This window comes from Stenotrophomonas sp. RIT-551 (assembly GCF_026241915.1).
Lineage (GTDB): Bacteria > Pseudomonadota > Gammaproteobacteria > Xanthomonadales > Xanthomonadaceae > Stenotrophomonas > Stenotrophomonas bentonitica_A.
Genome location: NZ_JAPJIU010000004.1, coordinates 40,283 through 65,432 on the forward strand (window position 1 = coordinate 40,283; position 25,150 = coordinate 65,432).

General features: G+C 65.7%; 19 protein-coding genes. 8 read left to right on the top strand and 11 right to left on the bottom strand.

Translation table 11 applies throughout. From position 1 onward, the window contains the following. The first annotated feature begins 4 nt into the window (after positions 1-4). Positions 5-2,377, top strand: coding sequence for a 3-hydroxyacyl-CoA dehydrogenase/enoyl-CoA hydratase family protein (locus ORK51_RS06400; protein WP_266084570.1), 2,373 nt, complete (start codon positions 5-7; stop codon positions 2,375-2,377). A gap of 68 nt (positions 2,378-2,445) precedes the next feature. Next, positions 2,446-3,654 (top strand): acetyl-CoA C-acyltransferase, encoded by a 1,209-nt coding sequence (locus tag ORK51_RS06405; RefSeq protein ID WP_019183092.1) that lies wholly within the window; start codon positions 2,446-2,448, stop codon positions 3,652-3,654. Between the two features lie 194 nt (positions 3,655-3,848). On the opposite strand, the gene galU is transcribed toward ORK51_RS06405, so the two are convergent. From galU to cmk, 8 genes are all read right to left on the bottom strand, one after another. Next, entirely contained in the window at positions 3,849-4,730 is an 882-nt protein-coding gene (gene galU, locus ORK51_RS06410; RefSeq protein WP_019183093.1) for a UTP--glucose-1-phosphate uridylyltransferase GalU, read from the bottom strand. Continuing rightward, a complete protein-coding gene (locus tag ORK51_RS06415) occupies positions 4,730-6,637 on the bottom strand; it encodes a polysaccharide biosynthesis protein (protein ID WP_046273767.1) in 1,908 nt (635 codons plus the stop codon). The genes galU and ORK51_RS06415 overlap by 1 nt, the downstream gene beginning before the upstream one ends. 16 nt (positions 6,638-6,653) lie before the next feature. Next, a complete protein-coding gene (locus ORK51_RS06420; RefSeq protein WP_429000631.1) occupies positions 6,654-7,622 on the bottom strand; it encodes an MraY family glycosyltransferase in 969 nt (322 codons plus the stop codon). 9 nt (positions 7,623-7,631) lie between these two features. Continuing rightward, positions 7,632-8,810, bottom strand: a complete 1,179-nt coding sequence (gene lapB, locus ORK51_RS06425) for a lipopolysaccharide assembly protein LapB (protein WP_019183096.1) — start codon at positions 8,808-8,810, stop codon at positions 7,632-7,634. A gap of 6 nt (positions 8,811-8,816) precedes the next feature. Then, on the bottom strand, positions 8,817-9,101 hold the full coding sequence (locus tag ORK51_RS06430) for a LapA family protein (protein ID WP_019183097.1): 285 nt from the start codon (positions 9,099-9,101) through the stop codon (positions 8,817-8,819). A gap of 103 nt (positions 9,102-9,204) precedes the next feature. Beyond that, positions 9,205-9,510, bottom strand: coding sequence for an integration host factor subunit beta (locus ORK51_RS06435; protein WP_019183098.1), 306 nt, complete (start codon positions 9,508-9,510; stop codon positions 9,205-9,207). 87 nt (positions 9,511-9,597) lie between these two features. After that, the gene (gene rpsA / locus ORK51_RS06440; protein ID WP_019183099.1) at positions 9,598-11,283 is read right to left on the bottom strand and encodes a 30S ribosomal protein S1; all 1,686 of its coding nucleotides are present in this window, start codon (positions 11,281-11,283) and stop codon (positions 9,598-9,600) included. 194 nt (positions 11,284-11,477) lie between these two features. Beyond that, positions 11,478-12,158, bottom strand: coding sequence for a (d)CMP kinase (gene cmk, locus ORK51_RS06445; protein ID WP_046273768.1), 681 nt, complete (start codon positions 12,156-12,158; stop codon positions 11,478-11,480). A 194-nt stretch (positions 12,159-12,352) separates the two neighbouring features. Between cmk and ykgO the strand changes: the two genes are divergently transcribed. From ykgO to ORK51_RS06475, 6 genes are all read left to right on the top strand, one after another. Beyond that, the gene (gene ykgO, locus ORK51_RS06450; RefSeq protein WP_017355593.1) at positions 12,353-12,478 is read left to right on the top strand and encodes a type B 50S ribosomal protein L36; all 126 of its coding nucleotides are present in this window, start codon (positions 12,353-12,355) and stop codon (positions 12,476-12,478) included. A 179-nt stretch (positions 12,479-12,657) separates the two neighbouring features. After that, a complete protein-coding gene (locus tag ORK51_RS06455) occupies positions 12,658-12,984 on the top strand; it encodes a hypothetical protein (RefSeq protein WP_266084572.1) in 327 nt (108 codons plus the stop codon). A gap of 46 nt (positions 12,985-13,030) precedes the next feature. Continuing rightward, positions 13,031-14,065: an agmatine deiminase family protein gene (locus ORK51_RS06460; protein ID WP_266084573.1), complete on the top strand. Its 1,035-nt coding sequence runs from the start codon at positions 13,031-13,033 to the stop codon at positions 14,063-14,065. A gap of 329 nt (positions 14,066-14,394) precedes the next feature. Beyond that, complete coding sequence (locus ORK51_RS06465) at positions 14,395-15,282, top strand: carbon-nitrogen hydrolase (protein ID WP_266084574.1); 888 nt, start codon at positions 14,395-14,397, stop codon at positions 15,280-15,282. Between the two features lie 19 nt (positions 15,283-15,301). Then, positions 15,302-15,832 (top strand): GNAT family N-acetyltransferase, encoded by a 531-nt coding sequence (locus tag ORK51_RS06470; RefSeq protein ID WP_266084575.1) that lies wholly within the window; start codon positions 15,302-15,304, stop codon positions 15,830-15,832. Continuing rightward, positions 15,825-17,057 (top strand): TraB/GumN family protein, encoded by a 1,233-nt coding sequence (locus ORK51_RS06475; protein ID WP_429000623.1) that lies wholly within the window; start codon positions 15,825-15,827, stop codon positions 17,055-17,057. Before ORK51_RS06470 ends, ORK51_RS06475 begins: the two co-directional genes overlap by 8 nt. A gap of 186 nt (positions 17,058-17,243) precedes the next feature. Here ORK51_RS06475 and ORK51_RS06480 read toward each other — a convergent pair whose 3' ends face one another. Genes ORK51_RS06480 through ORK51_RS06490 form a run of 3 tightly spaced genes read right to left on the bottom strand, consistent with a single transcriptional unit; the run spans position 17,244 to position 24,987 of the window. Continuing rightward, entirely contained in the window at positions 17,244-20,339 is a 3,096-nt protein-coding gene (locus tag ORK51_RS06480) for an efflux RND transporter permease subunit (RefSeq protein ID WP_261997438.1), read from the bottom strand. After that, positions 20,336-23,845, bottom strand: a complete 3,510-nt coding sequence (locus tag ORK51_RS06485) for an efflux RND transporter permease subunit (protein ID WP_266084577.1) — start codon at positions 23,843-23,845, stop codon at positions 20,336-20,338. Before ORK51_RS06485 ends, ORK51_RS06480 begins: the two co-directional genes overlap by 4 nt. Then, the gene (locus ORK51_RS06490) at positions 23,842-24,987 is read right to left on the bottom strand and encodes an efflux RND transporter periplasmic adaptor subunit (protein WP_261997436.1); all 1,146 of its coding nucleotides are present in this window, start codon (positions 24,985-24,987) and stop codon (positions 23,842-23,844) included. The genes ORK51_RS06485 and ORK51_RS06490 overlap by 4 nt, the downstream gene beginning before the upstream one ends. Positions 24,988-25,150: the final 163 nt, after the last annotated feature.

Sequence of the window (25,150 nt, forward strand, 5' to 3'; positions counted from 1 at the left end):
CGACATGTCCAATTCCCTGCTAGTCCGCCGTGCCGCCGTGCTGGGTGCCGGTGTCATGGGCGCCCAGATCGCCGCCCACCTGACCAACGCCGGCGTCGACACGGTGCTGTTCGACCTGCCCGCCAAGGAAGGTCCGGCCGATGGCATCGTGCTCAAGGCGATTGCCAACCTGGGCAAGCTCAGCCCTGCCCCGCTTGCCAGCAAGTCCTACGCCGAGGCGATCACGCCGGCCAACTATGAGACCGGCCTGGAGCAGTTGAAGGACTGCGACCTGATCATCGAAGCCATCGCCGAACGGATGGACTGGAAGCAGGACCTGTACAAGAAGATCGCCCCGTTCGTGGCCGATCACGCGGTGCTGGCCTCCAACACCTCCGGCCTGGGTATCAACAAGCTGGCCGACGTGCTGCCCGAGCAGCTGCGCCACCGCTTCTGCGGCGTGCATTTCTTCAACCCGCCGCGCTACATGCACTTGGCCGAGCTGATCCCGGCCACCACCACCGACGCGGCCGTGCTGGAAGGCCTGGAAGCGTTCCTGGTCACCACCCTGGGCAAGGGCGTGGTGTATGCCAAGGACACCCCGAACTTCATCGGCAACCGCATCGGCGTGTTCTCGATCCTGTCCACCATCCACCACACGCAGGAATTCGGCCTGGGCTTCGATGAAGTGGACGGCCTGACCGGCCCGCTGGTCGGCCGCCCGAAGTCGGCGACCTACCGCACCTCCGACGTGGTCGGGCTGGACACCATGGCGCACGTGATCAAGACCATGGGCGACACCCTGCCCAACGATCCGTGGCATGAATTCTTCAATTCGCCGAAGTGGCTGGACGCACTGATCGCCAAGGGCGCGCTCGGCCAGAAGACCGGTGCCGGCATCTTCCGCAAGGTCGGCAAAGACATTGTGGTGCTGGATCTGGAGAAGCAGGACTACCGTCCGGCTGACCGCACCGCCGCACCGGAAGTGGTCGAGATCCTGAAGATCAAGAACCCGGCCGAGAAGTTCGCCAAGCTGCGCGAAAGCCAGCACCCGCAGGCGCAGTTCCTGTGGGCGACCTTCCGCGATCTGTTCCACTACAGCGCCTACCACCTGGCCGACATCGCCGAGACCGCGCGCGACGTGGACCTGGCCATCCGCTGGGGCTACGGCTGGTCGCTGGGCCCGTTTGAAACCTGGCAGGCTGCCGGCTGGAAGCAGGTCGCACAGTGGATCGCCGATGACATCGTCGCCGGCAAGAGCATGAGCAATGCGCCGCTGCCCGATTGGGTGTTCGATGGCCGCGATGGCGTGCACGCCGCCGAAGGCAGCTACAGCCCGTCGCGCAATGCCAAGCTGCCGCGCTCGGCCCTGCCGGTGTACCAGCGCCAGCGCTTCCCGGATCCGCTGCTGGGCGAGAACTTCAGCCCGGGCGAAACCGTGTTTGAAAATGACGGCGTGCGCATGTGGCACGACGGTGACGGCATCGCGGTGGTCAGCTTCAAGACCAAGATGAACACCGTGTCCGACCACGTGCTCAACGGCCTGCAGGAAGCGATCAAGCGCGCCGAGCAGGACTACAAGGGCCTGGTGATCTGGCAGCAGAAGGAACCCTTCTCCGCCGGTGCCGATCTGGCCGGCGCGCTCGGCCTGCTGCAGGCCGGCAAGGTCGACCAGTTCGAAGAGATGGTGCACAACTTCCAGCGCACCAGCCAGGCGATCAAGTATTCGCTGGTGCCGGTGGTGACCGCGGTGCGCGGCCTGGCCCTGGGCGGTGGCTGCGAGTTCCAGATGCACAGCGCCAAGAGCGTGGCCGCGCTGGAAAGCTACATCGGTCTGGTCGAGGCCGGCGTCGGCCTGCTGCCGGCCGGTGGCGGCCTGAAGGAACTGGCCGTGCGCGCCTCGCAGGCGGCCGGTCCGGGCGGTGATGTGTTCGCCGAGCTGAAGAAGACCTTTGAAACCGTCGCGATGGCCAAGGTTTCCAATTCCGCGGTCAACGCCAAGGAACTGGGCCTGATGCGCGCGACCGACAAGGTGGTGTTCAACAGCTTCGAGACGCTGCACATCGCCAAGGCCGAAGTGCTGGCGCTGGCCGAAGGCGGCTACCGCCCGCCGATGCCGGCCCGCCGCATCCAGGTCGCCGGTGACGTGGGCATCGCTACGTTCAAGATGATGCTGGTCAACATGCTGGAAGGCCGCTTCATCAGCCCGTACGACTACGAGATCGCCGTGCGCATCGCCACCGTGCTGTGCGGTGGCGAAGTGGATCGCGGCACGCTGGTGGACGAAGAATGGCTGCTGACCCTGGAGCGCAAGCACTTCGTCGAACTGGCCCAGCAGGAAAAGACCCAGGCCCGCATCGCGCACATGCTCAAGACCGGCAAGCCGCTGCGGAACTGACGGAAGACATCGGTAGTGCCGGCCGCTGGCCGGCAACCTCTTCCACCCCTATTCAAGAGATCACTGAAATGACCAAGCAAATCCAGGACGCCTACATCGTCGCCGCCACCCGCACCCCGGTGGGCAAGGCGCCCAAGGGCGTGTTCCGCAATACCCGCCCCGACGACATGCTCGCCCACGTGCTCCGCTCCGTGGTCGCGCAGGCGCCGGGCGTGGACGTCAACCGCATCGATGACGCGATCATCGGCTGCGCGATGCCCGAAGCCGAGCAGGGTATGAACGTGGCACGCATCGGCGTGCTGCTGGCCGGCCTGCCGGACACCATCGCCGCACAGACCGTCAACCGCTTCTGCTCCTCGGGCCTGCAGGCCGTGGCCATGGCTGCCGACCAGATCCGCCTCGGCAATTCGGACCTGATGCTGGCCGGTGGCACCGAGTCGATGTCGATGGTGCCGATGATGGGCAACAAGATCGCGATGGCCCCGAGCGTGTTCGACAATGACCACGTCGCCATCGCCTACGGCATGGGCATCACCGCCGAGAAGGTCGCCGAAGAATGGAAGGTCTCGCGTGAGGACCAGGACGCCTTTGCGCTGGCCTCGCACCAGAAGGCCATCGCCGCGATCCAGAACGGCGAGTTCAAGGACGAGATCAGCCCTTACGACGTGCGCACCCGCCAGCCGGACCTGGCCGACGGCCGCCGCATCATCACCCGCGACAAGATCGTGGATACCGACGAAGGCCCGCGCCTGGATTCGTCCGCCGAAGGCCTGGCCAAGCTGCGCCCGGTGTTCCGCAACGGCCAGTTCGGCGGCACGGTCACCGCCGGCAACTCCTCGCAGATGAGCGACGGCGCCGGCGCGGTGCTGCTGGCCTCCGAGCAGGCGATCAAGGACTACGGCCTGACCCCGCTGGCCCGCTTCGTCAGCTTCTCGGTGGCCGGCGTGCGCCCGGAAGTGATGGGCATCGGCCCGATCGCCGCGATCCCGAAGGCACTCAAGCAGGCTGGCCTTACCCAGGACCAGCTGGACTGGATCGAGCTCAACGAAGCCTTTGCGGCGCAGTCGCTGGCCGTCATCCGCGATTGCGGCCTGGACCCGTCCAAGGTCAACCCGCTGGGCGGCGCCATCGCCCTGGGCCATCCGCTGGGCGCGACCGGTGCGATCCGTACCGCCACCTTGCTGCACGGCCTGCGCCGTCGCCAGCAGAAGTACGGCATGGTGACCATGTGCATCGGCACCGGCATGGGTGCGGCGGGCATCTTCGAATCGCTGTAAGGATTGATCGGTGCCGGCCTGCGGGTCGGCACCGAGACGACGGGTATGACCGGCGTGACCGGTGGCAACATTGCAACGGGTCGCCACCGACCGTTGGTCGTTGCAGGGCGGGAAACGAAAAGGGCAGCCTCGCGGCTGCCCTTTTCTGTTGCGTCGGGAGCCGGCCAGCGGCCGGCACTACCGCTGGCTCGTTCTCAGCCCTCAGCCAGCATCTTCTGCAGCACTTCGCGTGCAGGACCGGCCAGCTTCTCGTTGTCGAGGGCGAAGCGGATCGTGGCTTCGACCAGACCCAGGTGGGTACCGCAGTCAAAGCGGCGGCCCTCGAAACGGTACGCGTCGACGCGCTCGCTCTTGAGCAGCTCGGCGATGGCGTCGGTCAGCTGGATCTCGCCACCTGCACCGGTCCCGGTCGCTTCGAGCAGCTCGAAGATCTTCGGGCTCAGCACGTAACGGCCTACCACGGCCAGGTCGCTCGGGGCGTCCTCGGGCTTGGGCTTTTCAACGATGGCGCTGATCTTGCCCTGGCGGCCGTCGAAGGCCTCGGTGGCCACGATGCCGTAGCTGCCGGTCTTGTCATGCGGCACGTCTTCAACGGCAATGATGCTGGCGCCGCTGGCTTCGTTGGCGTCGGCCATCTGCTTGAGCGCACCGTTGCCACGGTTCCAGATCAGATCGTCGGGCAGCAGCACCGCGAACGGCTCGTCGCCCACGATCGCCTTGGCACACAGCACCGCATGGCCCAGGCCCAGCGCTTCGGCCTGGGTCACGAACACGGCGCGCACGCCATTGGGCAGCACATGGCGAACCAATTCGAGCTGCTCCTGCTTGCCGGCGCGCTCGAGTTTCTGCTCAAGCTCGTAGGCCTTGTCGAAATAATCCGCGACCGCATGCTTGTAACGGTTGGTGATGAAGATCAGCGTGTCACAGCCCGCCTCGATCGCCTCATCCACGGCATATTGGATCAACGGCCGATCAATGATCGGCAGCATTTCCTTCGGAACGGTTTTGGTGGCCGGCAGGAATCGCGTTCCCAACCCTGCGACAGGAAATACCGCCTTACGAATACGCTTGCTCATCAGAACCTAGTGGCCTCACGCGCCGGAAAGGCGAGCACTTTAGCAGAGCTGACGTGATCGTCCTGTTGCAAAGGAGAAAATTCGGGCATGGTCGCAAACAGAATGCTGTTGATCGCATCAGTATCGTAGCTGGCAATCGCCTCGCGCAGTTTCGGCACATTGGCCAATACCTGCTCACGCGCGAACGTGCGCACGCCGGCTTCGAGAATCTTCGGATGCGCGGTCGGACGATAATCTTCGTCGGAATAGAACAGCGTTTCGTGCAGTTTCTCGCCCGGCCGCAGGCCCGTATAGACGATGGCGATGTCCTTGTAGGGCTGCTTGCCGGCCAGGCGGATCATCTGCTCGGCCAGCACGCGGATCGGCACCGGCTCGCCCATGTCCAGCGTATAGATCGCCCCATGCGAGGCCGACGCGGCCGCCTGCAGGATCAGCTGGCAGGCCTCGGGAATGGTCATGAAGTAACGGGTGACTTCCGGGTCGGTCACGGTGACCGGACCGCCCTTGAGGATCTGCTCGCGGAACACCGGCACCACGCTGCCGGCCGAGGCCAGCACGTTGCCGAAGCGCACGGTCACGAAACGGGTGTGGCTGGTCTTCTGGTCCAGGCTCTGGCAGATCATCTCCGCGTAGCGCTTGCTGGCACCCAGCGCGTTGACCGGATCGACCGCCTTGTCGGTGGAGATGAAGACGAAATGCTCGATGCGCGCTTCGACGCAGGCGCGCGCCACCGTTTCGGTGGAGAGGATGTTGTTGCGCACCGCTTCGCGCAGCTGGCGCTCCAGCACCGGCACCTGCTTGTAGGCGGCGGCATGGAAGACCGAGTCCACCCGCGACAGCGACAGCGCATGGCGGATTACCGCGGGGTCACCGCAGTCGCCCAGCACCGCTTCCACCACCAGATCCGGGAAGCTGCGCTGCAGCTCGGCTTCGATGGTCAGCAGAAGCAGTTCACTCATCTCCACCAGGACGATGCGCCCTGCCCCGTGGCGCGCGCACTGGCGGCACAGCTCTGAACCGATCGAGCCGCCCGCGCCGGTGACCAGCACGGTACGCCCGCCCAGCCAGCCGCGGATCAGCGCCCAGTCCGGCAGGATCGGCTTGCGGCCGAGCAGGTCTTCGATCGCCACTTCCTTGAGCTCACCCGGCAAGGAATGGCCCAGCAGGATGTCGTTGAGCTTGGGGACCATCCGGAACGGCACGCCGGTGCTTTCGCAGATGGCCACCACCCGCTGCATGCCCACGGCATCCAGCGACGGGATGGCGATCACCAGCAGCTTGGCGGCGGTCTCGCGGACCACGGCCGGGGCATCTTCCAGGGTGCCCAGGATCGGCAGGCCCTGCAGCTTGGCGCCCTGCAGATGCGGGGCGTCGTCGAGCAGGCCGACCGGCTCGAAATCACCCGAGCGGCGCAGGTCGCGGACCAGGGCCTCGGCCGCCTGGCCGGCACCCAGGATCAGCACACGGCGCGCGGTGACGTCGGACTGCAGCGCCTGATAGTCCTTCCATGCGCGGTACAGCAGGCGCGGCGCGCCCAGCAGCGCCGACAGCGCGAACGGGTAGATGACCAGCACGGACATCGGCACGCCTTCAAAGCGCTTGTACGCCAGGGCCACCACGATGGCGAGCAGGCCGATGAAGCTGGCTTTGAAAATGTTGAGCAGATCGGCAACGCTGGCAAAGCGCCACAGGCCGCGGTACAGACCCACCCGCCAGAACACCACTGCCTGGATGACCAGCACCAGCGAGGTGTCGATGTTCCAGAGCGGCAATGCCGGCGCGTCGGCCAGCATCGAGTAGCGTCCGGCATGCAGCAGCTGCCAGCACGCCCAGACCATGAACAGGTCGTGGGCCACGATGGCCGCGCGCGGCATCAAGCCGGTAAGTCGGTCCTGCCAAGGGGTCATAAACAACGTATTCCTTCTAGTTGCGCATTCCCTTGCGCAGGAGCAGCCAAAGACCGTACGCGAAGATCAACCACGCGATGGCCACGGCAGCCTCCCACCTCGGCTGCAAATTCGTGCATGCATTAAACACTGCCGCACTGAATATTCCAAAAACAAGATACACCCCGGTGACGAAAGTGTGGCTTGCACCACTTTTCACCGCGCGCTGATAGAGATGCTGCGTGTGGGGTTCCATCCAGCGCTGTCCGGACAGGATGCGCGAAAGCAATGTGAAGCCTGCGTCCACAAGAAAGGCCGAAAGCGGCACCAGCAACAGCAACCAGTGGATATCGGTGCGCACACTGGCCAGGCAGACCAGCGCCGCGATGGCATAGCCCAGCGCCCCGCTGCCGACATCGCCCATGAAGATGCGTGCCCGTGGGTAGTTGAACGGCAGGAACCCCAGGCAGGCCAGCCCCAGCACCACACCGGCCAGGCCGTAGGGCGGCGGCAGCACCAGCGCAAAGGCGAGACCGGCCAGGATCGCCTGGGTGGTGGCGATGCCGTTGATCCCATCCATGAAGTTCCAGATGTTGATCAGCGAGGTGGCGAACAACAGGGCCAGCAGCGCCTGCCAGGGGTTGCCGCTGGCATGCCAGACCAGCCCAGCCAGCAGCGCGGACGCCAGCACATGGACCAGCAGGCGGCGGACCGCCGGCAGCGGCCGATGGTCGTCCCACCAGCCGATCCCGGCCACCAGTACCAGACCCAGCGCGAACACCGCCAGCGAGATTCCGGCCTTGGGCCAGATCACGGCGGCGACCGCGCAGGCCAGCAGCAGGGTCAGGACGATCGCGATACCACCGCCGCGAGGCGTCGCCACCCCATGGCTGCGGCGCTCGCCCGGCTGATCCAACAGGTTGCGACGGAGCGCGTACGCACGTGCGGCCCAGGTCAGGCCCGCCGAGACCGCCAGCACCGCCAGCAGCCCTGCCATCCAGCCCACCATCATGGTTCAGAGCACCGCGTAGTTGAGCAGCGGCTTGACGGTGCCCCATTCCTTGCAGCTCGGGCACTGCCAGTGATGCGTGCGCGCGCCGAAGCCACAGCGGGTGCAGCGGTAGGCCGGGTTGCGCACCAGCAACTGGTCGGTGATGTGCTTGAGATCGTGCAGGGTGGCGGTGGAATCCGCGCCCTCGGCCAGGGTCAGGTCGATCAGCGCCGACTCGCCACGCACCGAGGGGCGGTCCTTGAGCTGGCGGCCGAGATAGGCGCGCGCGGGGGCGACACCCTCCTGCTCTTCCATCAGCTGGGTCAGCGCCAGCACCGGGGCGATGCCGCGATAGTGCTCGGTCATCTCCGACAGGAACGCACGGGCACCACCGAGGTCACCGACCTTGCGGTAGTTCTGCATCAGCGCCTGCAGCACTTCGGGCAGGTACTCCGGATCATTGCGGGCGGCACGTTCGAAGGCGCGCACGGCGGCTTCGGCATTGCCGGCGTCGTTCTCCAGGCGCCCTTCGATGATGCCGGCACGGACCGACATCGCATCGGCCTGGTAGGCGCGTGCGATCGCAGCGCGCGCTTCGTCGATCTTGCCGGCACCACGGTAGCGCTCGGCCAGTTCGCATTCGAACTGCCCGATCAGCTTGCCCATCGGCTCGCCGGTGACTTCTTCGAAACGGCTGGCGTTGTCGATCGCCTTTTCCCAGTCGCGTTCGGCCTGGTAGATGCCGATCAGGTGCTTGAGTGCCTGCGGGGCGCGCTGGTCGATCTGGGCCAGTTCGGTGAACACCGTTTCAGCACGATCGAGCAGGCCGGACTTCATGTAGTCCTCGCCCAGGGCCAGCAAGGCCTGGACGCGCTGCTGATCGCTGAGATCGGCGCGGTTCACCAGGCCCTGGTGCAGGCGGATCGCACGATCGACCTCGCCACGGCGGCGGAACAGATGGCCCAGCGCGACCTGGGTCTCGAAGGTTTCCTTGTCCAGCTCGGCGATGTGCAGGAACAGCTCGATCGCCTTGTCCGGCTGCTCGTTGAGCAGATAGTTCAGGCCGCGGAAGTACGTGCTGGACAGATGGCTGACCTGGTTGTCGCCATGGCGCTGACCGCCACGCCGCCCGATCACCCAGCCCGACAACGCGGCCAGGGGCAGGAACAGGAAAAACCAGAACCACTCGGAGACAAATTCCATCGGCGCTCAGCGTCCGTCGAATGTAGAAGAAGAAGGGGGTGCCACGACCACGGCAGGCGCGGCCTTCTGCGCACGGCGCAGTTTGGCGTACAGCGGGATCACCATGCTGGCGAGCACGAGGCCGCCGCCGATGAGGGCACCGGACAGCAGGGCGATGATGATCGCCACGCCGGTGGTGGAATTGATCTGGGTAAAGCCCAGGCTGATGATGATCGGCTGCGAGTTGAGCGCACCGATGATGAGACCCACCACCAGAACCGCCAGCAGGATCAGCAGACGTACGACGTTCATGCAGCAGCTCCAGTTCCGTAGGGCTCAAGAGTAGCGGACTAACACTCCGCTCTACCAGCCGACTCCATGGAAATCATGCATCCGCCCCGTGGCGGATGGCCCGTCAGGCAGGATCGCTTTCCAGCGGCACCACGGCGCTGACGCGCTCACGCAGTTCCTTGCCCGGTTTGAAGTGCGGGACATGCTTGCCCGGCAATGCGACCGATTCCCCGGTCTTGGGATTGCGCCCCAGCCGTGCCGGCCGGTAGTGCAACGAAAAACTGCCGAACCCGCGGATCTCGATGCGATCCCCGCCGGCCAGCGCCCCACCCATCATTTCCAGCAACGACTTCACCGCCAGATCGACATCGTCCGACTTCAAATGCGCCTGCCGGCGCGCCAGGATTTCGATCAGCTCGGATTTGGTCATTACGGGCTCTTGGGGAGGAACTCAGACCCTGAAACGGCCCGGACTGATGTCCGGGCCGTCCAGGAAACTACGACAGCGACAGACCGATTACTCGGACTTGTTGCCGTTCAGCTGTGCACGCAGCAGCGCGCCGAGCTGGGTGGTGCCGCTGGAAGCCGAAGAGGACTGGTATTCCTCCAGCACTTCGCGCATTTCCGCGTCGTCCTTGGCCTTGATCGACAGCTGCAGGGTACGACCCTTGCGATCCATGCCCACGAACTTGGCTTCCACCTTGTCGCCGACCTTCAGGAACTGGGTCGCGTCGTCGACGCGCTCGTTCGCAACATCGCGAGCGGCCACGTAGCCTTCGATGCCGTCAGCCAGTTCGATGGTAGCGCCCTTGGCGTCCACTTCCTTGACCACGCCTTCGACCTTGGAACCCTTCGGGTTGGCAGCCATGTACTGGCCGAACGGATCCTGCTCCAGCTGCTTGACGCCCAGGCTGATGCGCTCGCGCTCCGGATCGACGGCCAGGACGACGGCGTCCAGGTTGTCGCCCTTCTTGAAGTTGCGGACCACGTCTTCGCCGGTGGTGTTCCAGCTGATGTCGGACAGGTGCACCAGGCCATCGATACCGCCGTCCAGGCCGATGAAGATGCCGAAGTCGGTGATCGACTTGATCTGGCCCGACACCTTGTCGCCCTTCTTGTGGATGGCAGCGAAGGTTTCCCACGGATTGGCGGCAACCTGCTTCATGCCCAGCGAGATGCGGCGACGCTCCTCGTCGACGTCCAGGACCATGACTTCAACTTCGTCACCGACCTGCACAACCTTGGACGGGTTGACGTTCTTGTTGGTCCAATCCATTTCGGACACGTGCACCAGACCTTCGACGCCCGGCTCGATCTCGACGAATGCGCCGTAATCGGTGACGTTGGAGACCTTGCCGAAGACGCGGCTGTTGGCCGGGTAACGACGGGCGATGTTGTCCCACGGATCCTCGCCCAGCTGCTTCAGACCCAGCGAAACGCGGTTGCGCTCGCGGTCGAACTTCAGCACGCGCACGTCCAGCTCGTCGCCGACGTTCACGACTTCGGACGGATGGCGCACGCGCTTCCAGGCCATGTCGGTGATGTGCAGCAGGCCGTCGATACCGCCCAGGTCCACGAACGCGCCGTAATCGGTCAGGTTCTTGACGACACCCTTCAGGATCGCGCCTTCCTGCAGCTTGTCCATCAGCTGCTCGCGCTCTTCCGAATGCTCGCTTTCGACGACTGCACGACGGGACACAACGACGTTGTTACGCTTGCGGTCCAGCTTGATGAGCTTGAATTCCAGCTCCTTGCCTTCCAGGTAGGCCGGGTCGCGCACGGGGCGCACATCCACCAGCGAACCGGGCAGGAACGCGCGGACATCCTTGATGTCCACGGTGAAACCACCCTTGACCTTGCCGCTGATGCGGCCGGTGATGGTTTCGTTCTTTTCCAACGCTTCTTCCAGCTCGTCCCACACCATCGCGCGCTTGGCTTTCTCACGCGACAGAACGGTTTCACCGAAGCCGTTCTCGATGGAATCGAGGGCAACCTTGACGACGTCGCCTTCAGCGACATCGATCTCGCCAGCGTCGTTACGGAACTGTTCGATCGGCACGATGCCTTCGGACTTCAGGCCGGCGTTGATCACCACGACATCGCCGCGGACTTCAACAACGACACCGCTGACGATCGAGCCCGGCTTCAGCTTGGCCAGATTGGCCTGACTGGCTTCGAACAGCTCTGCAAATGATTCGGTCATTAGATTTACTCTGTTGGACACATGGGCATTGGCCCCCGAAAGGAACCGCTTGATGCCCGCCTGTTGGTCGACCCCGGTAACGCAGGTCGTGTGTTAAGTAGGAAAACCGCCACGCATCATTGCGGGACGGAGCTTTTGTTGCCTTGCGATGGTGCGACACCGTCGATGGACTGACGGCCCTCCTTTACAACGGATCAGGCACCCGAAACCGGAAGCAGATCCAATACCTTGGCAACGACGGCGTCGATGCCAATACCACTGGTGTCGATGACGACGGCATCGTCTGCCGGCTTCAGGGGCGCCACTGTGCGCTGTGCATCACGGGCGTCGCGGGCCATGATCTCGCGCAGGAGGTCGTCAAAGTTAACCGAAACACCCTTGTCTTTCAACTGCTTATGCCGCCGCTCGGCCCGTTCTTCGGCGCTGGCGGTCAAAAACACCTTGAATGGGGCGTCTGGGAAGATGACCGTGCCCATGTCCCGACCGTCGGCCACCAGCCCCGGCTCCATCCTGAATGCGCGCTGGCGCTCTTTCAGCGCCGCCCGGACCTCCGGGATGGCCGCGATGGCCGAGGCCAGGGCGCCGGTGGTCTCCAGGCGCAGCTCGTCGGTGGCGTCGGTCTCGTTGACCAGCACCCGCAGCCCGCCGTCGGCCGATTCCACGAAGCGCACGTGGGTGTCGAAGGTGCAGCGCACCAGCGCCGAGGCGTCGGAGGTGTCGATATCAGCCCAGCTGGCGGCCACGCCCACCGCCCGGTACAGGGCGCCCGAATCCAGGTAATGCCAGCCCAACCGGCGTGCGACAATGCGGCTGACAGTGCCTTTGCCGGCCCCGGAGGGACCGTCGATGGTGAGCACGGAAGGAAGCTGATTCATGGGTTTCCCTGTAAAATTGACCGCCCATTCTAGCCCCTGCCCGGGGCCTCCCGAGACCTTTTTGGTGCAACCACTTGAAAGGATGGAAAAAAGCCCGGTAGAATGGCGGGCTTGAACGGGCGTCACCTGCCGATTGTCATCTGCATATCGCGGCCGCGCTCCAACCGAATCCAACGTTTACGCCGAGGTATGCAATGAAAGTCCTTTCTTCCCTGAAGTCGGCCAAGTCCCGTCACCGCGACTGCAAGGTCGTCCGTCGCCGTGGCAAGATCTTCGTGATCTGCAAGTCGAACCCGCGTTTCAAGGCTCGCCAGCGCTGAGCCGGCTGGCCTCACGGCCGCCACCGGTCCCTCACCGGGCCGGGTGATGAACAAAAAGCCGCCTCCGGGCGGCTTTTTGCTGCCATTTTTGTTGTAATCGCCGGGTAGCCACGGCCGCCGGTGTCAGACCTGTCGCCGCGGGACCTTCCACCTTCTTGACCACTGGGGAGTAGATCGAGATGAAGCGTCACCTGACCACCCTGCCGTTGCTGGCCGTACTGGCCATCTCCAGCGCCCACGCCGACACCCTGCTGATCGACCGCAGCCGTGAAAAGCCCGCCATCGCCCTGCCCGTCCGCGGCCAGAGCATGCAGCAGGTCCAGGCCCAGTTCGGCGACCCGGGCGAGCGCCTGGAACCGCGCGGCGGGCAGAAGCGCCAGTGGCCGACGATCAACCGCTGGGTCTACCCGCAGTTCACCGTCTACTTCGAAAAGCAGAAGGTGATCGACGTGGTCGCCAACCGCGCCGACGCCAACGAGATCGGGCCGAAACCGCCGATCCGCTGACCCCTTTCCCTTTGCCCGCCAGCCGGCGGGCCATCGCATCGAGATCATGAACGACACGCTCCGCTTTCCGGCCGAATGGGAATCCCAGTCCGCCATCCTGATCGCCTGGCCCCACGCCGACACCGACTGGGCCGACCGCCTGGGTGACGTCGAGGACACCTACATCGCGCTCGTCGCGGCCATCACCCGCTTCCAGCCGGTGGTGATCATCGTCGCCGACGACGACCTGGAGGCGTACGCCGATGCGCGCCTGCGCTCGAACCGGATCGATACCGACCGCGTGCGGTTCGTGACCGCCCAGTACGACGACACCTGGCTGCGCGATTCCGGCCCGATCACGCTCAAGCGCGCCGATGGCGGCTTCCGCCTGCTGGACTTCCGCTTCACCGGCTGGGGCGGCAAGTTCGACGCCAGCCTGGATGACCAGCTGGTCGGCGTGCTGCATGCCGCAGGCCTGTTCCACGATGCCGAGCTGCAGAGCATTCCGTTCGCCCTGGAAGGCGGCGGCATCGAGACCGACGGCGCCGGCACCCTGCTGACCACCTGGCAGTGCCTGCACGAGCGTCATCCCGAGCGCAGCCGCGAATCGCTCAGCGCCGACCTGGCCACCTGGCTGGCCCAGGAGCGTGTGCTGTGGCTGGACCATGGCTATCTGGAAGGCGACGACACCGACGCCCACATCGATACCCTGGCGCGCTTCGCCTCGACCGACAGCATCGTCTACCAGGCCTGCGATGACGCCAGCGATTCGCACTACGCCGAACTGCAGGCGATGGGCGCCGAACTGGCGGCGCTGCGTACCGCCGACGGCCAGCCGTATCGCCTGTTCCCGCTGCCGTGGGCGCAGCCGGTGATCGATGAAGGTCGCCGCCTGGCGGCGTCCTACGCGAACTATCTGATCCTCAATGGCGCGGTGTTGATGCCGGCCTACGGGGATGTTGCCGACGAGGCCGCGCGTGCGGTGCTGGCCCAGGCCTATCCGGACCGCGAGATCGTGCCGGTGCCGTGCCGCTCGCTGATCTGGCAGAACGGCAGCCTGCACTGCATCACGATGCAGCTGCCGGCGGGGTTGCTGGCTTAAGCGCCACGACCAACGGTCGTGGGTTACCGCTGTTTGCCAGACCACCGACGCACGGTCGAAGGGATGGCGGGTGTGGAGGGGCGGGACCGTCAGGGCGCCATGGATGGCGCCCACGAGCCCCCAGGGAAGGGTTTACGGCGCGTCCCGCACCTTCGCACCCGCCAGCCCAGCCGCCGCAGCCACGCGCTTGGGCTTGTCTCGATGCTGCTGCGGAGCCGGCCAGCGGCCGGCACTACCCGACGCGTGGGTGTCAGCCATTTAGCAGCCAGCACGCTGCGTGCACCCATCCGCGATAAACTGCGTTTTTCCCCTTGCAGGACCGTCTCCGGATGAGCTCACGCCACACCCTTTCCGTCGCCCTGATCCAGGAGCGCAACCACGGCGATGCCGAGGCCAATCTGGCCGTCATCGAAGCGCGCGTGGCTGAAGCGGCCGCGCAGGGTGCCAAGCTGATCCTGCTGCAGGAACTGCACAACGGTGCGTACTTCTGCCAGCACGAGTCGGTCGATGAGTTCGATCTGGCCGAGCCGATCCCCGGCCCGAGCACCGAGCGCCTGGGCGCATTGGCCAGGAAGCACGGCGTGGTGATCGTCGGCTCGCTGTTCGAGCGGCGCGCGGCCGGGCTGTATCACAACACCGCCGTGGTCTTTGAAAAAGACGGCACGCTGCTGGGCAAGTACCGCAAGATGCACATCCCGGATGATCCGGGGTTCTACGAGAAGTTCTACTTCACCCCGGGCGATCTGGGCTTCACCCCGATCGACACGTCGGTGGGTCGCTTGGGCGTGCTCGTGTGCTGGGACCAGTGGTATCCGGAAGCGGCGCGCCTGATGGCGCTGGCCGGTGCCGAGCTGCTGCTCTACCCCACCGCGATCGGCTGGGACCCGGATGACCAGCGCGACGAACAGGGCCGCCAGCGCGATGCGTGGGTGCTCAGTCACCGCGGCCATGCCGTGGCCAACGGCGTGCCGGTGCTGAGCTGCAACCGCGTCGGCCATGAGGCGTCGCCGCTGGGCGCGTCGGGCATCCAGTTCTGGGGCAACAGCCATGTGCTCGGCCCGCAGGGTGAGTTCATCGCCGAAGCCGGTGGCGAGCCGACCGTACTGGTCTGCGATGTGGACCTGCAGCGCAGCGAACACGTCCGCCGCATCTGGCCGTTCCTGCGTGATCGCCGCATCGATGCCTACGGCGATCTGCTCAAACGCTACATCGACTGACCGACCAGGACACCCCACCGTGACCGTGCAGCTGCGCGACGCCACCGATGCCGATATCGCGGCCATCACCGCGATCTATGCGGTGGAAGTGACCGACTTCGTCAACACCTACGAGTACGACATTCCGGAGGCGGCGGAAATGCGCCGCCGCATGCAGGACATCGTCGGCCGTGGTTTTCCGTACATCGTGGCCGAGGTCGATGGCCAGGTGGCCGGTTATGCCTACGCCAATACCTACCGCGGCCGGATCGCCTACCAGTGGACCGTGGAGAACTCGGTCTACGTGGATGCCGCCTTCCAGGGCCGCGGTGTCGGCACCGCGCTGATGCAGGGCCTGATCGATGCCTGCGTCGCGCGCGGCTACCGGCAGATGGTGGCCGTGATCGGCGAGCCGACCAACACTGCCTCCATCAAACTGCACGAGCGTTTCGGTTTCCATACCGTCGGCGTTTTCCGCGGCCTCGGCCGCAAGCATGGCCGCTGGCTGGATACCGTCCAGATGCAGCGCGCGCTCGGCGATGGTGCCGACAGCGCCCCTTCGAATGAATGATGCAATGACAGATACCCTGATCGAGGCCGGCGACACCCTGTTCGCCGGTCAACCCGTGCGCGTGGTCGAGCGCGATGGCGTGCGCTACACCCTGCTGGGCACCGCGCACGTCTCGCAGGCCAGCGTGGAAGCGGTGGAACGTGCAATTGAAAGTGGCCGCTTCGATGCGGTCGCGGTCGAACTGGACGCGCAGCGCCTGCAGGCCCTGACCAACCCGGACGCCCTGGCCAAGCTGGACCTGGTCGAGGTGATCCGCAAGGGGCGCGTCGCCCTGTTCGCGGCCAACCTCGCCCTGGCCGCCTACCAGCGCCGCCTGGCCGAGCAGCTGGAGATCGAGCCCGGCGCCGAACTCAAGCGCGCGGTAGTGATGGCCAACGAACGCAACCTGCCGGTGCACCTGATCGACCGCGAGGTCGGCCTGACCTTCAAGCGCGCCTCGCAGCGGCTGGGCTTCTTCGGCAAGATCAAGCTGGTGATGGGCCTGGGCGCCGGCCTGTTCGCCTCCGAGGAAGTCGGCGAAGACGAGATCGAGAAGCTCAAGCAGGGCGACATGCTCGAAGCCAGCTTCGGCGAGTTCGCCAGCGAGAGCCCGGCCCTGTACGAAACCATCATCGGCGAGCGCGACCGCTACATGGCCACGCGCCTGCGCGAAGTGCATGACCCGGCCCAGCGCGAAGTGCTGGCGGTGGTCGGCGCCGGTCATCTGGCCGGTCTGGCCAAGTACCTGGAAACCGACACCGATGCGCCGGGCCCGCTGCGCGAGTCGCTGGAAGACGTGCCGAAGAAGCGCAACATTCCGTGGATCACGCTGGCGATCCTGGCCATCGTGCTGACCGGCATCGGCGTGGGCTTCTACCGTGGTGGCCTGGGGGTCGGCAGTGAACTGCTGGCAGTCTGGGCGATGTATACCGGCGGCCTGGCCGGCCTGGGCTGCCTGTTGGCCGGCAGCCACCCGTTGAGCATCCTGACCGCGATCGTGGTGGCACCGTTCAAGCCGTTCCGCTTGAGCATCCCGACCGGTGCGTTCTCGGCCCTGGTGGAAGCGCGCCTGCGCAAGCCTGCCTACGAGGATTTCCTGAAGCTGCGCGACGACGCGCAGAGCATCAAGGGCTGGTACCGCAACCGGGTGACGCGCGTGGTGCTGACCTTCATGCTGACCAACCTGGGCAGCATGCTCGGGTTGTGGCTGACCGGGTTCCAGGTGTGGGGCAAAGTCGCGGGGTGATTCCCGCGCTGGCTGTGAATCGAAAGGCCACGCAATGCGTGGCCTTTTTTGTGCACGAATGGGGAACCGCAGGTAGTGCCGGGCTACGTACCAGGGTGATGACCGCCGTTTCCATTCGTAGATGGATGCCATACGTGGGTGCGGTCCGAAAAAAAGGAGGCCCGCCCAACGGGCCTCCATGCACCCTCAAACCGATTCTGCGCCGGGCTCGACCACCGGGGCCTCGACGCCGCGGCCACGCGCGCGCCGGATGATCCGCGACACCGCCGTGCTCATGTCATCAAGCATCGCGTAGATGGTCGGCAGGAACAGCAGGCTGACCACCGTGGAGAACGCCAGGCCGCCGGCGATGGCGCGGGCCATCGGGTAGTACGGCGGGCCGTTGCCGAGCAGCTGGGTGTCGGTCATGGAGATCGGAATCATCGCCAGGATCGCGGTTCCCATCGTCATCATGATCGGGCGCAGGCGTTCGCGCGAGCCTTCCACCAGCGCCTGGGTCCGACCCATCCCGCGGCGGCGCAGGTTGTTGATGTGCTCGATCATCACGATCCCGTTGTTCACCACCACGCCCATCAACACCAGGATGCCGATGAAGGACATGATCCCGAACGAGGTGCCGGTGATCCAGAACAGCCAGAACACACCGAAGATCGAGAACAGCACGCCGCTCATGATCGCCGCCGGGAACAGCAGCGACTCGAACACGGCTGCCATCACCACGTAGATCATCACCAGCGCGATCACCAGATTGAACATCATCTGCGCCATCGCTTCGTTGTCGTCGCCGTAGTCGCCGCCGTCGAAGCTGAAGGTGTAGCCGGCCGGGAAGCTCATCGGCTTGAGCGTTTCCTCCATCGCCTTGCGCCCATCCGGCACGGTGACCTTCTCAGCCAGGTTGGCCTTGATGGTCAAGGTGGTCTGCCGGTTGGTGCGGCCGATCTGCGTGGCCGACGGCTTGATCGCCACATCCACCAGGCTCAGCAGCGGCACGGAGCGACCGTCGCCGGTACGCACCGTATAGCTGGCCAGGTCTTCCGGGCTGCTCTGCTCGGCACCGGCAAAGCGCACCCAGACCGGCACTTCACTGTCACCGCGGCGGAACTCGCGCAGCGGCGCGCCCCGCAGGGCCAGGCCGACGAAGCTGGCCACCTGCTCGGCATTGAAGCCGAACGCGGCCGCGCGCTCGCGGTCAACGTGGATGGACAACTCACTGCCCTTCTCGCCGTTGTCGATGCGCACGTCACGCAGCTCCTTGCGCTGGGCCAGCAGCGGCACCACTTCCTCGCCAATTTCCTGCAGCATCTTGGTCGAGTCACCCACCAGCTGCACCTGCACTTGGTTGTTGCCGCCGCCACCGCCGTCGCCGGAGTTGCCGACCACGTAATCGGCACGCGCCGAACGGGGCAGGCCCTTGCGCAGGGCTTCCTGCACGGCGGGCATGTTCTTGGCGTGCTCGGTATCGAAGGTCACGATCGTGCTGCTGCCTTCCTGCTCGCTGTACCAGGAGTACACCTGGGTGATGTGCAGCTGCTCGCGGTGATCGTCCAGGTAGCGCTCCACGCGGGCGACTTCCTCGGACATCTGGCCGAAGGTATAGGCGCCCTTCCAGTTGTAGCCGATGAACACCTCGTGGCCACCCTCGCCACCGAACATGTCGATCTTGGTCAGCTTCATCGGCACCAGGCTGATCAGGATCACCATCACGATGCCGAACACACTCCAGCCACGGTGTTCCAGCGTCCACTGCAGCAAGGTGGCGTAACGGCGCTGCAGGCGGGCGATCACGCCACTGTCCGAATGCACCAGTTTGGGGGTCTGCATGCGCGCGGACAGCATCGGGATCAGGCTTACCGCGACCAGCCAGGAGGCCAGCAGCGAGACCGAGATCGTGATCGCGATCTGCGACATGAAGATGCTGATGTTGTTGGTCTCACCAAACAGGTTGGGCACGAACACGATGCAGTGGCACAGGGTGCCGGCGCTCAGCGCGATGGCCACGTTGCGGGTACCGATGATCGAGGCCAGCCGCGGCTGGTCCGGCATCCGTTCGCGTTCCTGGTAGATGCTCTCCACCACCACCACGGCGTTGTCCACCAGCATGCCGACCGCCAGCAGCAGACCCATCATGGTCAGGATGTTGAGGGTGACACCGGCGAAGTACATGAAGCCCAGGGTGATCACGAAACAGATCGGGATCGCCAGGGTCACCATCAGCGTGGAGGGCCAGTGGCGCAGGAAGAAGAACAGCACCGTGATCGACAGCAGCAGCCCCACCGCGCCGGCTTCGGCCAGCTCCAGCAGAGAGGACGTCACCATCTTGCCCTGGTTGTCGATGACCTTGATCTGCACATCGCGCATGGAGGGCTGCTTGCGGATCGCCTCGACCTCGGCCAGGGCCGCGCGCGAAACCTCCACCAGGTTGGCGCTGCGCTCCTTGAAGATGTCCAGGCCCACGGCCGGGTTGCCATCCAGGCGACGGCCATAGTTCATGCGGGTGGGCTTGAGCCGGATCTCGGCGATGTCGCCCAGGCGCAGGCCCTTGTTGTCGATGACCAGGTCGCGCAGTTCCTGCAGGTCGGTGATTTCACCCACCGGCTGGATGCGCACGCGCTGGCCGTTGTCGTCGATCTGTCCGGCCGAGATCGAGAAGTTCAGCGTGCGCAGGCGGTCACTGAGCTCGTTGATGCTCAGGTTATGCGCGGTCAGCCGGTCCGGGCTGATCGCGATCTCGACCTCGTTCGGCGGAGCGCCGGAGATGTTGACCCGCGCCACGCCCGGGATGCGTTCGATCCGCCGCTTGAACTCGCGGTCGAGCATGTCGTACGCGCCGGTCAGGTCGGTGGCACTGGCCAAGCGCACCTTCAGCACCGGGTCGTCACTGCTGGACCACTTGAACACGTTGTAACGCTGCAGGTCGTCCGGCAGATCGCTGCGGATCGCATCGATGCGCTCACGGGCATCAGAGGCCGCGATGGCGATGTCGCGGTCCCAGTCGGTGAACTCGATGAAGATGCTGGCACCTTCGGACGTGGCCGAGGAGCGCATGCGCTTGATCCCGGTCATCGTCGCCAGCGCTTCTTCGGTGGGCCGGATGATGTTGCGCTCCACCTCCTCCGGGGTGGAGCCGGTATACGGCACCTGCACGAACAGGAACGGCGCGGAGATGTCCGGCAGCGCTTCCAGCGGCAGCCGGAACGAGGCGATCAGGCCCACCACCGCCAACGACACGAAACACATGATCGTGGTGATGGGCCGGCGGATGGAGAACTCGGCAATGCTCATGCCGGCTCCTGTGCAGTGCCATGGCCGGCGTCGGCCAGCGGCGTCTTGAGGTGGCGGCCGCGCTCGCGGTAGTAGGCATCGCCGCGACGGTCGAGCAGGTCGTACACCACCGGGATCACCACCAGCGTCAGCAGGGTGGAGACCAGCAGCCCGCCGATCACGGTGATCGCCATCGGCGCGCGCACTTCGGCGCCCTCGCCCATCGCCACCGCCAGCGGCAGGAAGCCGAACAGCGTGCACAGCGTGGTCATGATGATCGGCCGCAGGCGCGAACGCGCCCCTTCCACCAGTGCCTCACGCTTGGGCACGCCCGCCTCGCGCAGCTGGTTGACCTTGTCGATCAGGATGATCGCGTTCTTGGTCACCAGGCCCACCAGCAGGATCAGGCCGATGAACACCACCACCGAGATCGGCTTGCCGGTCAGCATCAGGGCCAGGATCGCGCCGACCAGCGCCAGCGGAATGGTGAACAGGATGACGAACGGATGCAGCAGCGACTCGAACTGCGAGGCCATCACCAGGTACACCAGGAAGATGGCCAGGCCGAAGGCGAAGATCAGCGAGCGCGCCGAATCGGCCAGCTCCTCACCCTGCCCGCCGATGTGCATGCCGACACCGGCCCCCAACGGCTGCTTGGCCACCATGTCCTGCACTTCGCGCACGGCGCCGCCCAGGTCGATGTCGCGCAGGTTGGCCGACACCACCGCCACGCGGGTCTGGTCGGCGCGATGGATCTCGCTCGGGCCGTTGGTGGCGACCACCTCGGCCACCGAATCCAGCGTCACCGGCCGGTTGCTGCCCGGATTGACGATCAGGCGACGGATGCTGTCCACGCTGGCCCGGTCGCCTTCCTGGGCCCGCACCAGGACGTCGATCTTGCGATCACGGAAGCTGTAGCGCGTGGCCACGTCACCGCGCACCTTCTTGACCACCACATCGGCGATCTGCCGCGTGGTCAGGCCCAGGGCACCGGCGCGCTCCTGGTCGAAGCGGATCTGGATCTCCGGGAAGCCCTCTTCCACCGTGGATTTGACGTCGGCGTAGTGCGGGTTGTTGCGCAGCATCGCGGCCAGCGCCTTGCCGGCCGTTTCCAGCGTGGCCATGTCCTGGCCGCGCAGTTCCACTTCCAGCGGGGTGGAGAAGCTGAAAAGCGCCGGGCGGGCGAAATCGACCTGCACGCCAGGGTGCTGCTGCATCGATTCGCGCAGCCGCTCGGTGATCGCCGCCTCGGTGCGCGCGTTGCCGCCCCCGGCCATCACCACGGTCAACTTGCCGATGTTCTCGCCGCTTTCGGTCGGGCTGGCATCCAGCCGGGTGCCGCTGCCACTGACGCCGTACAACGAGGCGATGCTGTCGTCCTTGGCGTGGGCCAGCTGCATCTCACGGACCAGCGCATCGGTCTGCTTCAGCGGCGTGCCCGCGGGGAGCTTGGCGGTCATTTCAAAACGGTCCTGCGCCAGCTGCGGGATCAGGTCGGCCCCGAGCATCGGCACCAGCGCCATCGTGCCTACGAAGGCCAGCGCGGCCAGGCCCAGCACCTTGCCCGGGTGATGCAGCGCGCCCGGCAGCAGCTTGAGGTAACCGCGCTCGGCACCGGCGTAGGGCTTCATCGCCACATCGCTGGCCTTGCGCATCACCGGCCCGACCACGGCCACCAGGCCGCGCCAGACGCGGATCACCGACCAGGCGATCCCGAAGCAGATCCAGCGCACCAGGGTGCCCACGCCGCGACGGCTGCCGGCGACCGGCTTCAGCCAGCGGCTGTCCGGCTGCCAGGGCTGGTGCGCCGGTTCTTCGGGGAAGGCCAGCGGCGGGCGGCCCTTGAGCGAGCTCAGCATCGGGATCAGGGTCATCGACACCAGTAGCGAGATCGCGATCGCGATCGCCACCGTCAGCGCCTGGTCGCGGAACAGCTGGCCGGCGATGCCATCGACGAACACCAGCGGCAGGAACACCGCGATGGTGGTCAGGGTCGAGGCGACCACGGCCATGCTCACTTCACGGGTGCCGGCGATGGCCGCCTGCAGGATGCTCAGGCCACGTTCGCGCGCCTTGGCGATGCTCTCCAGCACCACGATGGAGTCATCCACCACCAGGCCGGTGGCCAGGGCCAGACCGCCCAGCGACATCACGTTCAAGCTCAGGCCGAGCTGGCCCATGAAGAAGAACGTGGTGATGATCGAGACCGGCAGCGACAGGCTGATCACGAACGTGCTCCAGCCGTCGCGCAGGAACAGGAAGATGATCAGGATGGCGAGGATGCCGCCGATCACCGCGTCTTTCTTGACGTCGCTGATGGCGTGTTCGATGAAGCGTGACTGGTCTTCAATCGTGGTCAGTTCGGCATCGCCGGGTACCTGGCCCTTGATCTGCTCCAGGCGCGCGCGCAGCGCTTCGGCGGTCGAGACCGTGTTGGCATCGCCCTCTTTGTAGATCGCCAGCTCGACCGCTTCCTTGCCGCCCAGGCGGATGATCGCTTCGCGTTCCTTGTAGCCCTGGCGCACGGTGGCGACATCCTTCAGCCGCACCGGCACGCCGTTGGCGATGTTGGTGGAACTGCTGCTGGAGGCACTCTGCGCGGCAGAGGCAGCGGCCACGGCGGCATCCGAGCCGGTCGAGGCGGCGATCGCGAACATCTGCTGCATCGCTGCATCGGCAGCGCTGCCGTTGCTGCTCTGCGTGGTCACCAGCAGGTTGCGGATGTCCTCCAGATCGGCGAACTGGTTGACCGTGCGCACCAGGTAGCGCTGCGAGCCTTCCTCCAGGCGGCCGCCGGAGATGTTGATGTTCTCTTCCTTGAGCCGCTTGATGACGTTGTCGATCGGCAGATTGAGCTGGGCCAGCTTCTGCTGGTCGATGTCGACCTGGATTTCATCCTCCAGACCGCCGCCCACCTTCACCGCAGCCACGCCGGTGACCGGCTCCAGCTTCTTCTTCAGGTCTTCATCGGCATAGCGGCGCAGCTCGGTGAGCTGGCGCACGGCCTCGGCATCGCTGGAAGGATCGGTTCTGGCCGAGATCACCAGGCGCATGATCGGCTCGGTGGACGGATTGAAGCGCAGCAGCACCGGAGATTTCGCCTCCAGCGGCAGGTTCAGCGCTTCCATCTTGTCGCGCACCTCCAGGCTGGCCTGGTCCATGTTGGTGCCCCAGGCGAACTCGAGCACGACATCGCTCTGCCCGGTACGCGAGATCGATTTGAGCTTGCGCAGGTTCTTGACCACGCCCACGGCCTCTTCGACCGGCTCGGTGATCAGCGTTTCGATTTCCGCCGGGGCCGCACCGGTGTACTCGGTGCGCACGGTCAGGGTCGGGTAGCTCAGGTCGGGCAGCAGGTTGACCTTGAGATTGCCCAGCGCGATGAAGCCGAACAGCATCAGGGTGACGGTGAACATCGCGATGGTGACGCGGCGGCGGGTGGCGAATTCCACCAGGCCGCCGCCGTGGGCACCGGGGCGATCGCCTTGGTGCGGATCATTGCCGTGGTCGTTGCCGGCCGCTGTCATTGACGGCTCTCCGCCTTGGCCGGTGCCGGCTTGGCAGCAGCGGTGGCGGCCGGCTTGGCGCCGATCACCTGCACCGCGGTGCCGTCGCGCAGGGCAACCTTGCCTGCAGTAACCACCTGATCGCCTGCGGCCAGACCCTCGCGGATCTCCACCCACGGGCCTTCGGCATAGCCGAGCTTGACCGGCACGCGCGCGGCCTTGCCATCGCGAACGCGGAACACCGCCGGCTCACCATCGTCTAGCAGCGCCAGGCGCGGCACGACCAGCGCGTCGGCACGCTGGTCATAGTCGATCCGGATGCGGCCGAACATGCCCGGCTGCAGGCCTTCAGCATCTTCGCCAAAGCCGCTGACCACGCGGAACGTGCCGCTGCCGGCATCGACCACCGGCGAGATGCGGTCCACCGTGCCCGGGAAGGTCTTGCCCGGCAGCGCATCGGCGATCAGCGTCACCGGCTGGCCCGGACGCAGCGTGGCCAGCTCGCGCTCGGGCACGTTGAGCGTGGCTTCCAGGCGCGAGTTGTCGACGATGCGGAAGATCGGCGTGTTGATCTGCACGAAGTTGCCGGTCTTGATCGAGCGCGAGGCGATCACGCCCGAAATCGGCGCGATCACCGTGGTGTAGGACAGTTCCAGCGTGGCCAGCCGGTACTGCGCGCGGACGTTCTCCAGGTCGTACTTGATCTGGTCGACATCGGCGGCGCTGACCATCTGCTGGCCGACCAGTTTCTGGGCGCGCTGGTAGTTGTTCTCCAGCTTGCGCATCTGCGCTTCGCTCTGCGCCACGGCCAGGCGGGCACGGTCCGGATCCAGCCGCACCAGCGGCTGCCCGGCACGCACCTGCTGCCCCTCTTCCACCAGCACCGCCAGCGCGACGCCGGAGGTCTTGGCGACCACCTGCGACTCACCACGCGGCTCCAGTGCGGCCGTACCGGTGTAGCTGGCAGCGACGGCGCGACGGCTGGCCGCGACGGCTTCGACGGGGACCGCATCGACCTTCTTCTCGGCCTTGCCGTCCTTCTCGGCCGCGTTGGCTTCGGCCGGGCCGGCGCCACCGCAGCCGCTCAGCAGCAGGGTGGAGGTGATCAGCAGTGCAGCGGCACAGCGTCCGGTGCGGCCGAGCAGGAATGATTGTCGCGACATCGTCGTGTCCCTAAGGATGCGTGGGCAGGTGTGGTAGCAAAGTAATGCACCACGTCACGACCACACCATATCCCAAAGGTCATGGTGACCTGCGGCGATGGCCTCCCCCGGCCCGGTTTCAGCTAGATGAAATGGCAGGCTATACTCGGCCCAGTTCCGTACC

Coding starts and splice junctions, on each gene's coding strand:
- ORK51_RS06400 (WP_266084570.1), top strand. CDS start 5: ATGTCCAATTCCCTGCTAGTCCGCCGTGCCGCCGTGCTGGGTGCCGGT.
- ORK51_RS06405 (WP_019183092.1), top strand. CDS start 2,446: ATGACCAAGCAAATCCAGGACGCCTACATCGTCGCCGCCACCCGCACC.
- galU (WP_019183093.1), bottom strand. CDS start 4,730: ATGAGCAAGCGTATTCGTAAGGCGGTATTTCCTGTCGCAGGGTTGGGA.
- ORK51_RS06415 (WP_046273767.1), bottom strand. CDS start 6,637: ATGACCCCTTGGCAGGACCGACTTACCGGCTTGATGCCGCGCGCGGCC.
- lapB (WP_019183096.1), bottom strand. CDS start 8,810: ATGGAATTTGTCTCCGAGTGGTTCTGGTTTTTCCTGTTCCTGCCCCTG.
- ORK51_RS06430 (WP_019183097.1), bottom strand. CDS start 9,101: ATGAACGTCGTACGTCTGCTGATCCTGCTGGCGGTTCTGGTGGTGGGT.
- ORK51_RS06435 (WP_019183098.1), bottom strand. CDS start 9,510: ATGACCAAATCCGAGCTGATCGAAATCCTGGCGCGCCGGCAGGCGCAT.
- rpsA (WP_019183099.1), bottom strand. CDS start 11,283: ATGACCGAATCATTTGCAGAGCTGTTCGAAGCCAGTCAGGCCAATCTG.
- cmk (WP_046273768.1), bottom strand. CDS start 12,158: ATGAATCAGCTTCCTTCCGTGCTCACCATCGACGGTCCCTCCGGGGCC.
- ykgO (WP_017355593.1), top strand. CDS start 12,353: ATGAAAGTCCTTTCTTCCCTGAAGTCGGCCAAGTCCCGTCACCGCGAC.
- ORK51_RS06455 (WP_266084572.1), top strand. CDS start 12,658: ATGAAGCGTCACCTGACCACCCTGCCGTTGCTGGCCGTACTGGCCATC.
- ORK51_RS06460 (WP_266084573.1), top strand. CDS start 13,031: ATGAACGACACGCTCCGCTTTCCGGCCGAATGGGAATCCCAGTCCGCC.
- ORK51_RS06465 (WP_266084574.1), top strand. CDS start 14,395: ATGAGCTCACGCCACACCCTTTCCGTCGCCCTGATCCAGGAGCGCAAC.
- ORK51_RS06475 (WP_429000623.1), top strand. CDS start 15,825: ATGAATGATGCAATGACAGATACCCTGATCGAGGCCGGCGACACCCTG.
- ORK51_RS06480 (WP_261997438.1), bottom strand. CDS start 20,339: ATGAGCATTGCCGAGTTCTCCATCCGCCGGCCCATCACCACGATCATG.
- ORK51_RS06485 (WP_266084577.1), bottom strand. CDS start 23,845: ATGACAGCGGCCGGCAACGACCACGGCAATGATCCGCACCAAGGCGAT.
- ORK51_RS06490 (WP_261997436.1), bottom strand. CDS start 24,987: ATGTCGCGACAATCATTCCTGCTCGGCCGCACCGGACGCTGTGCCGCT.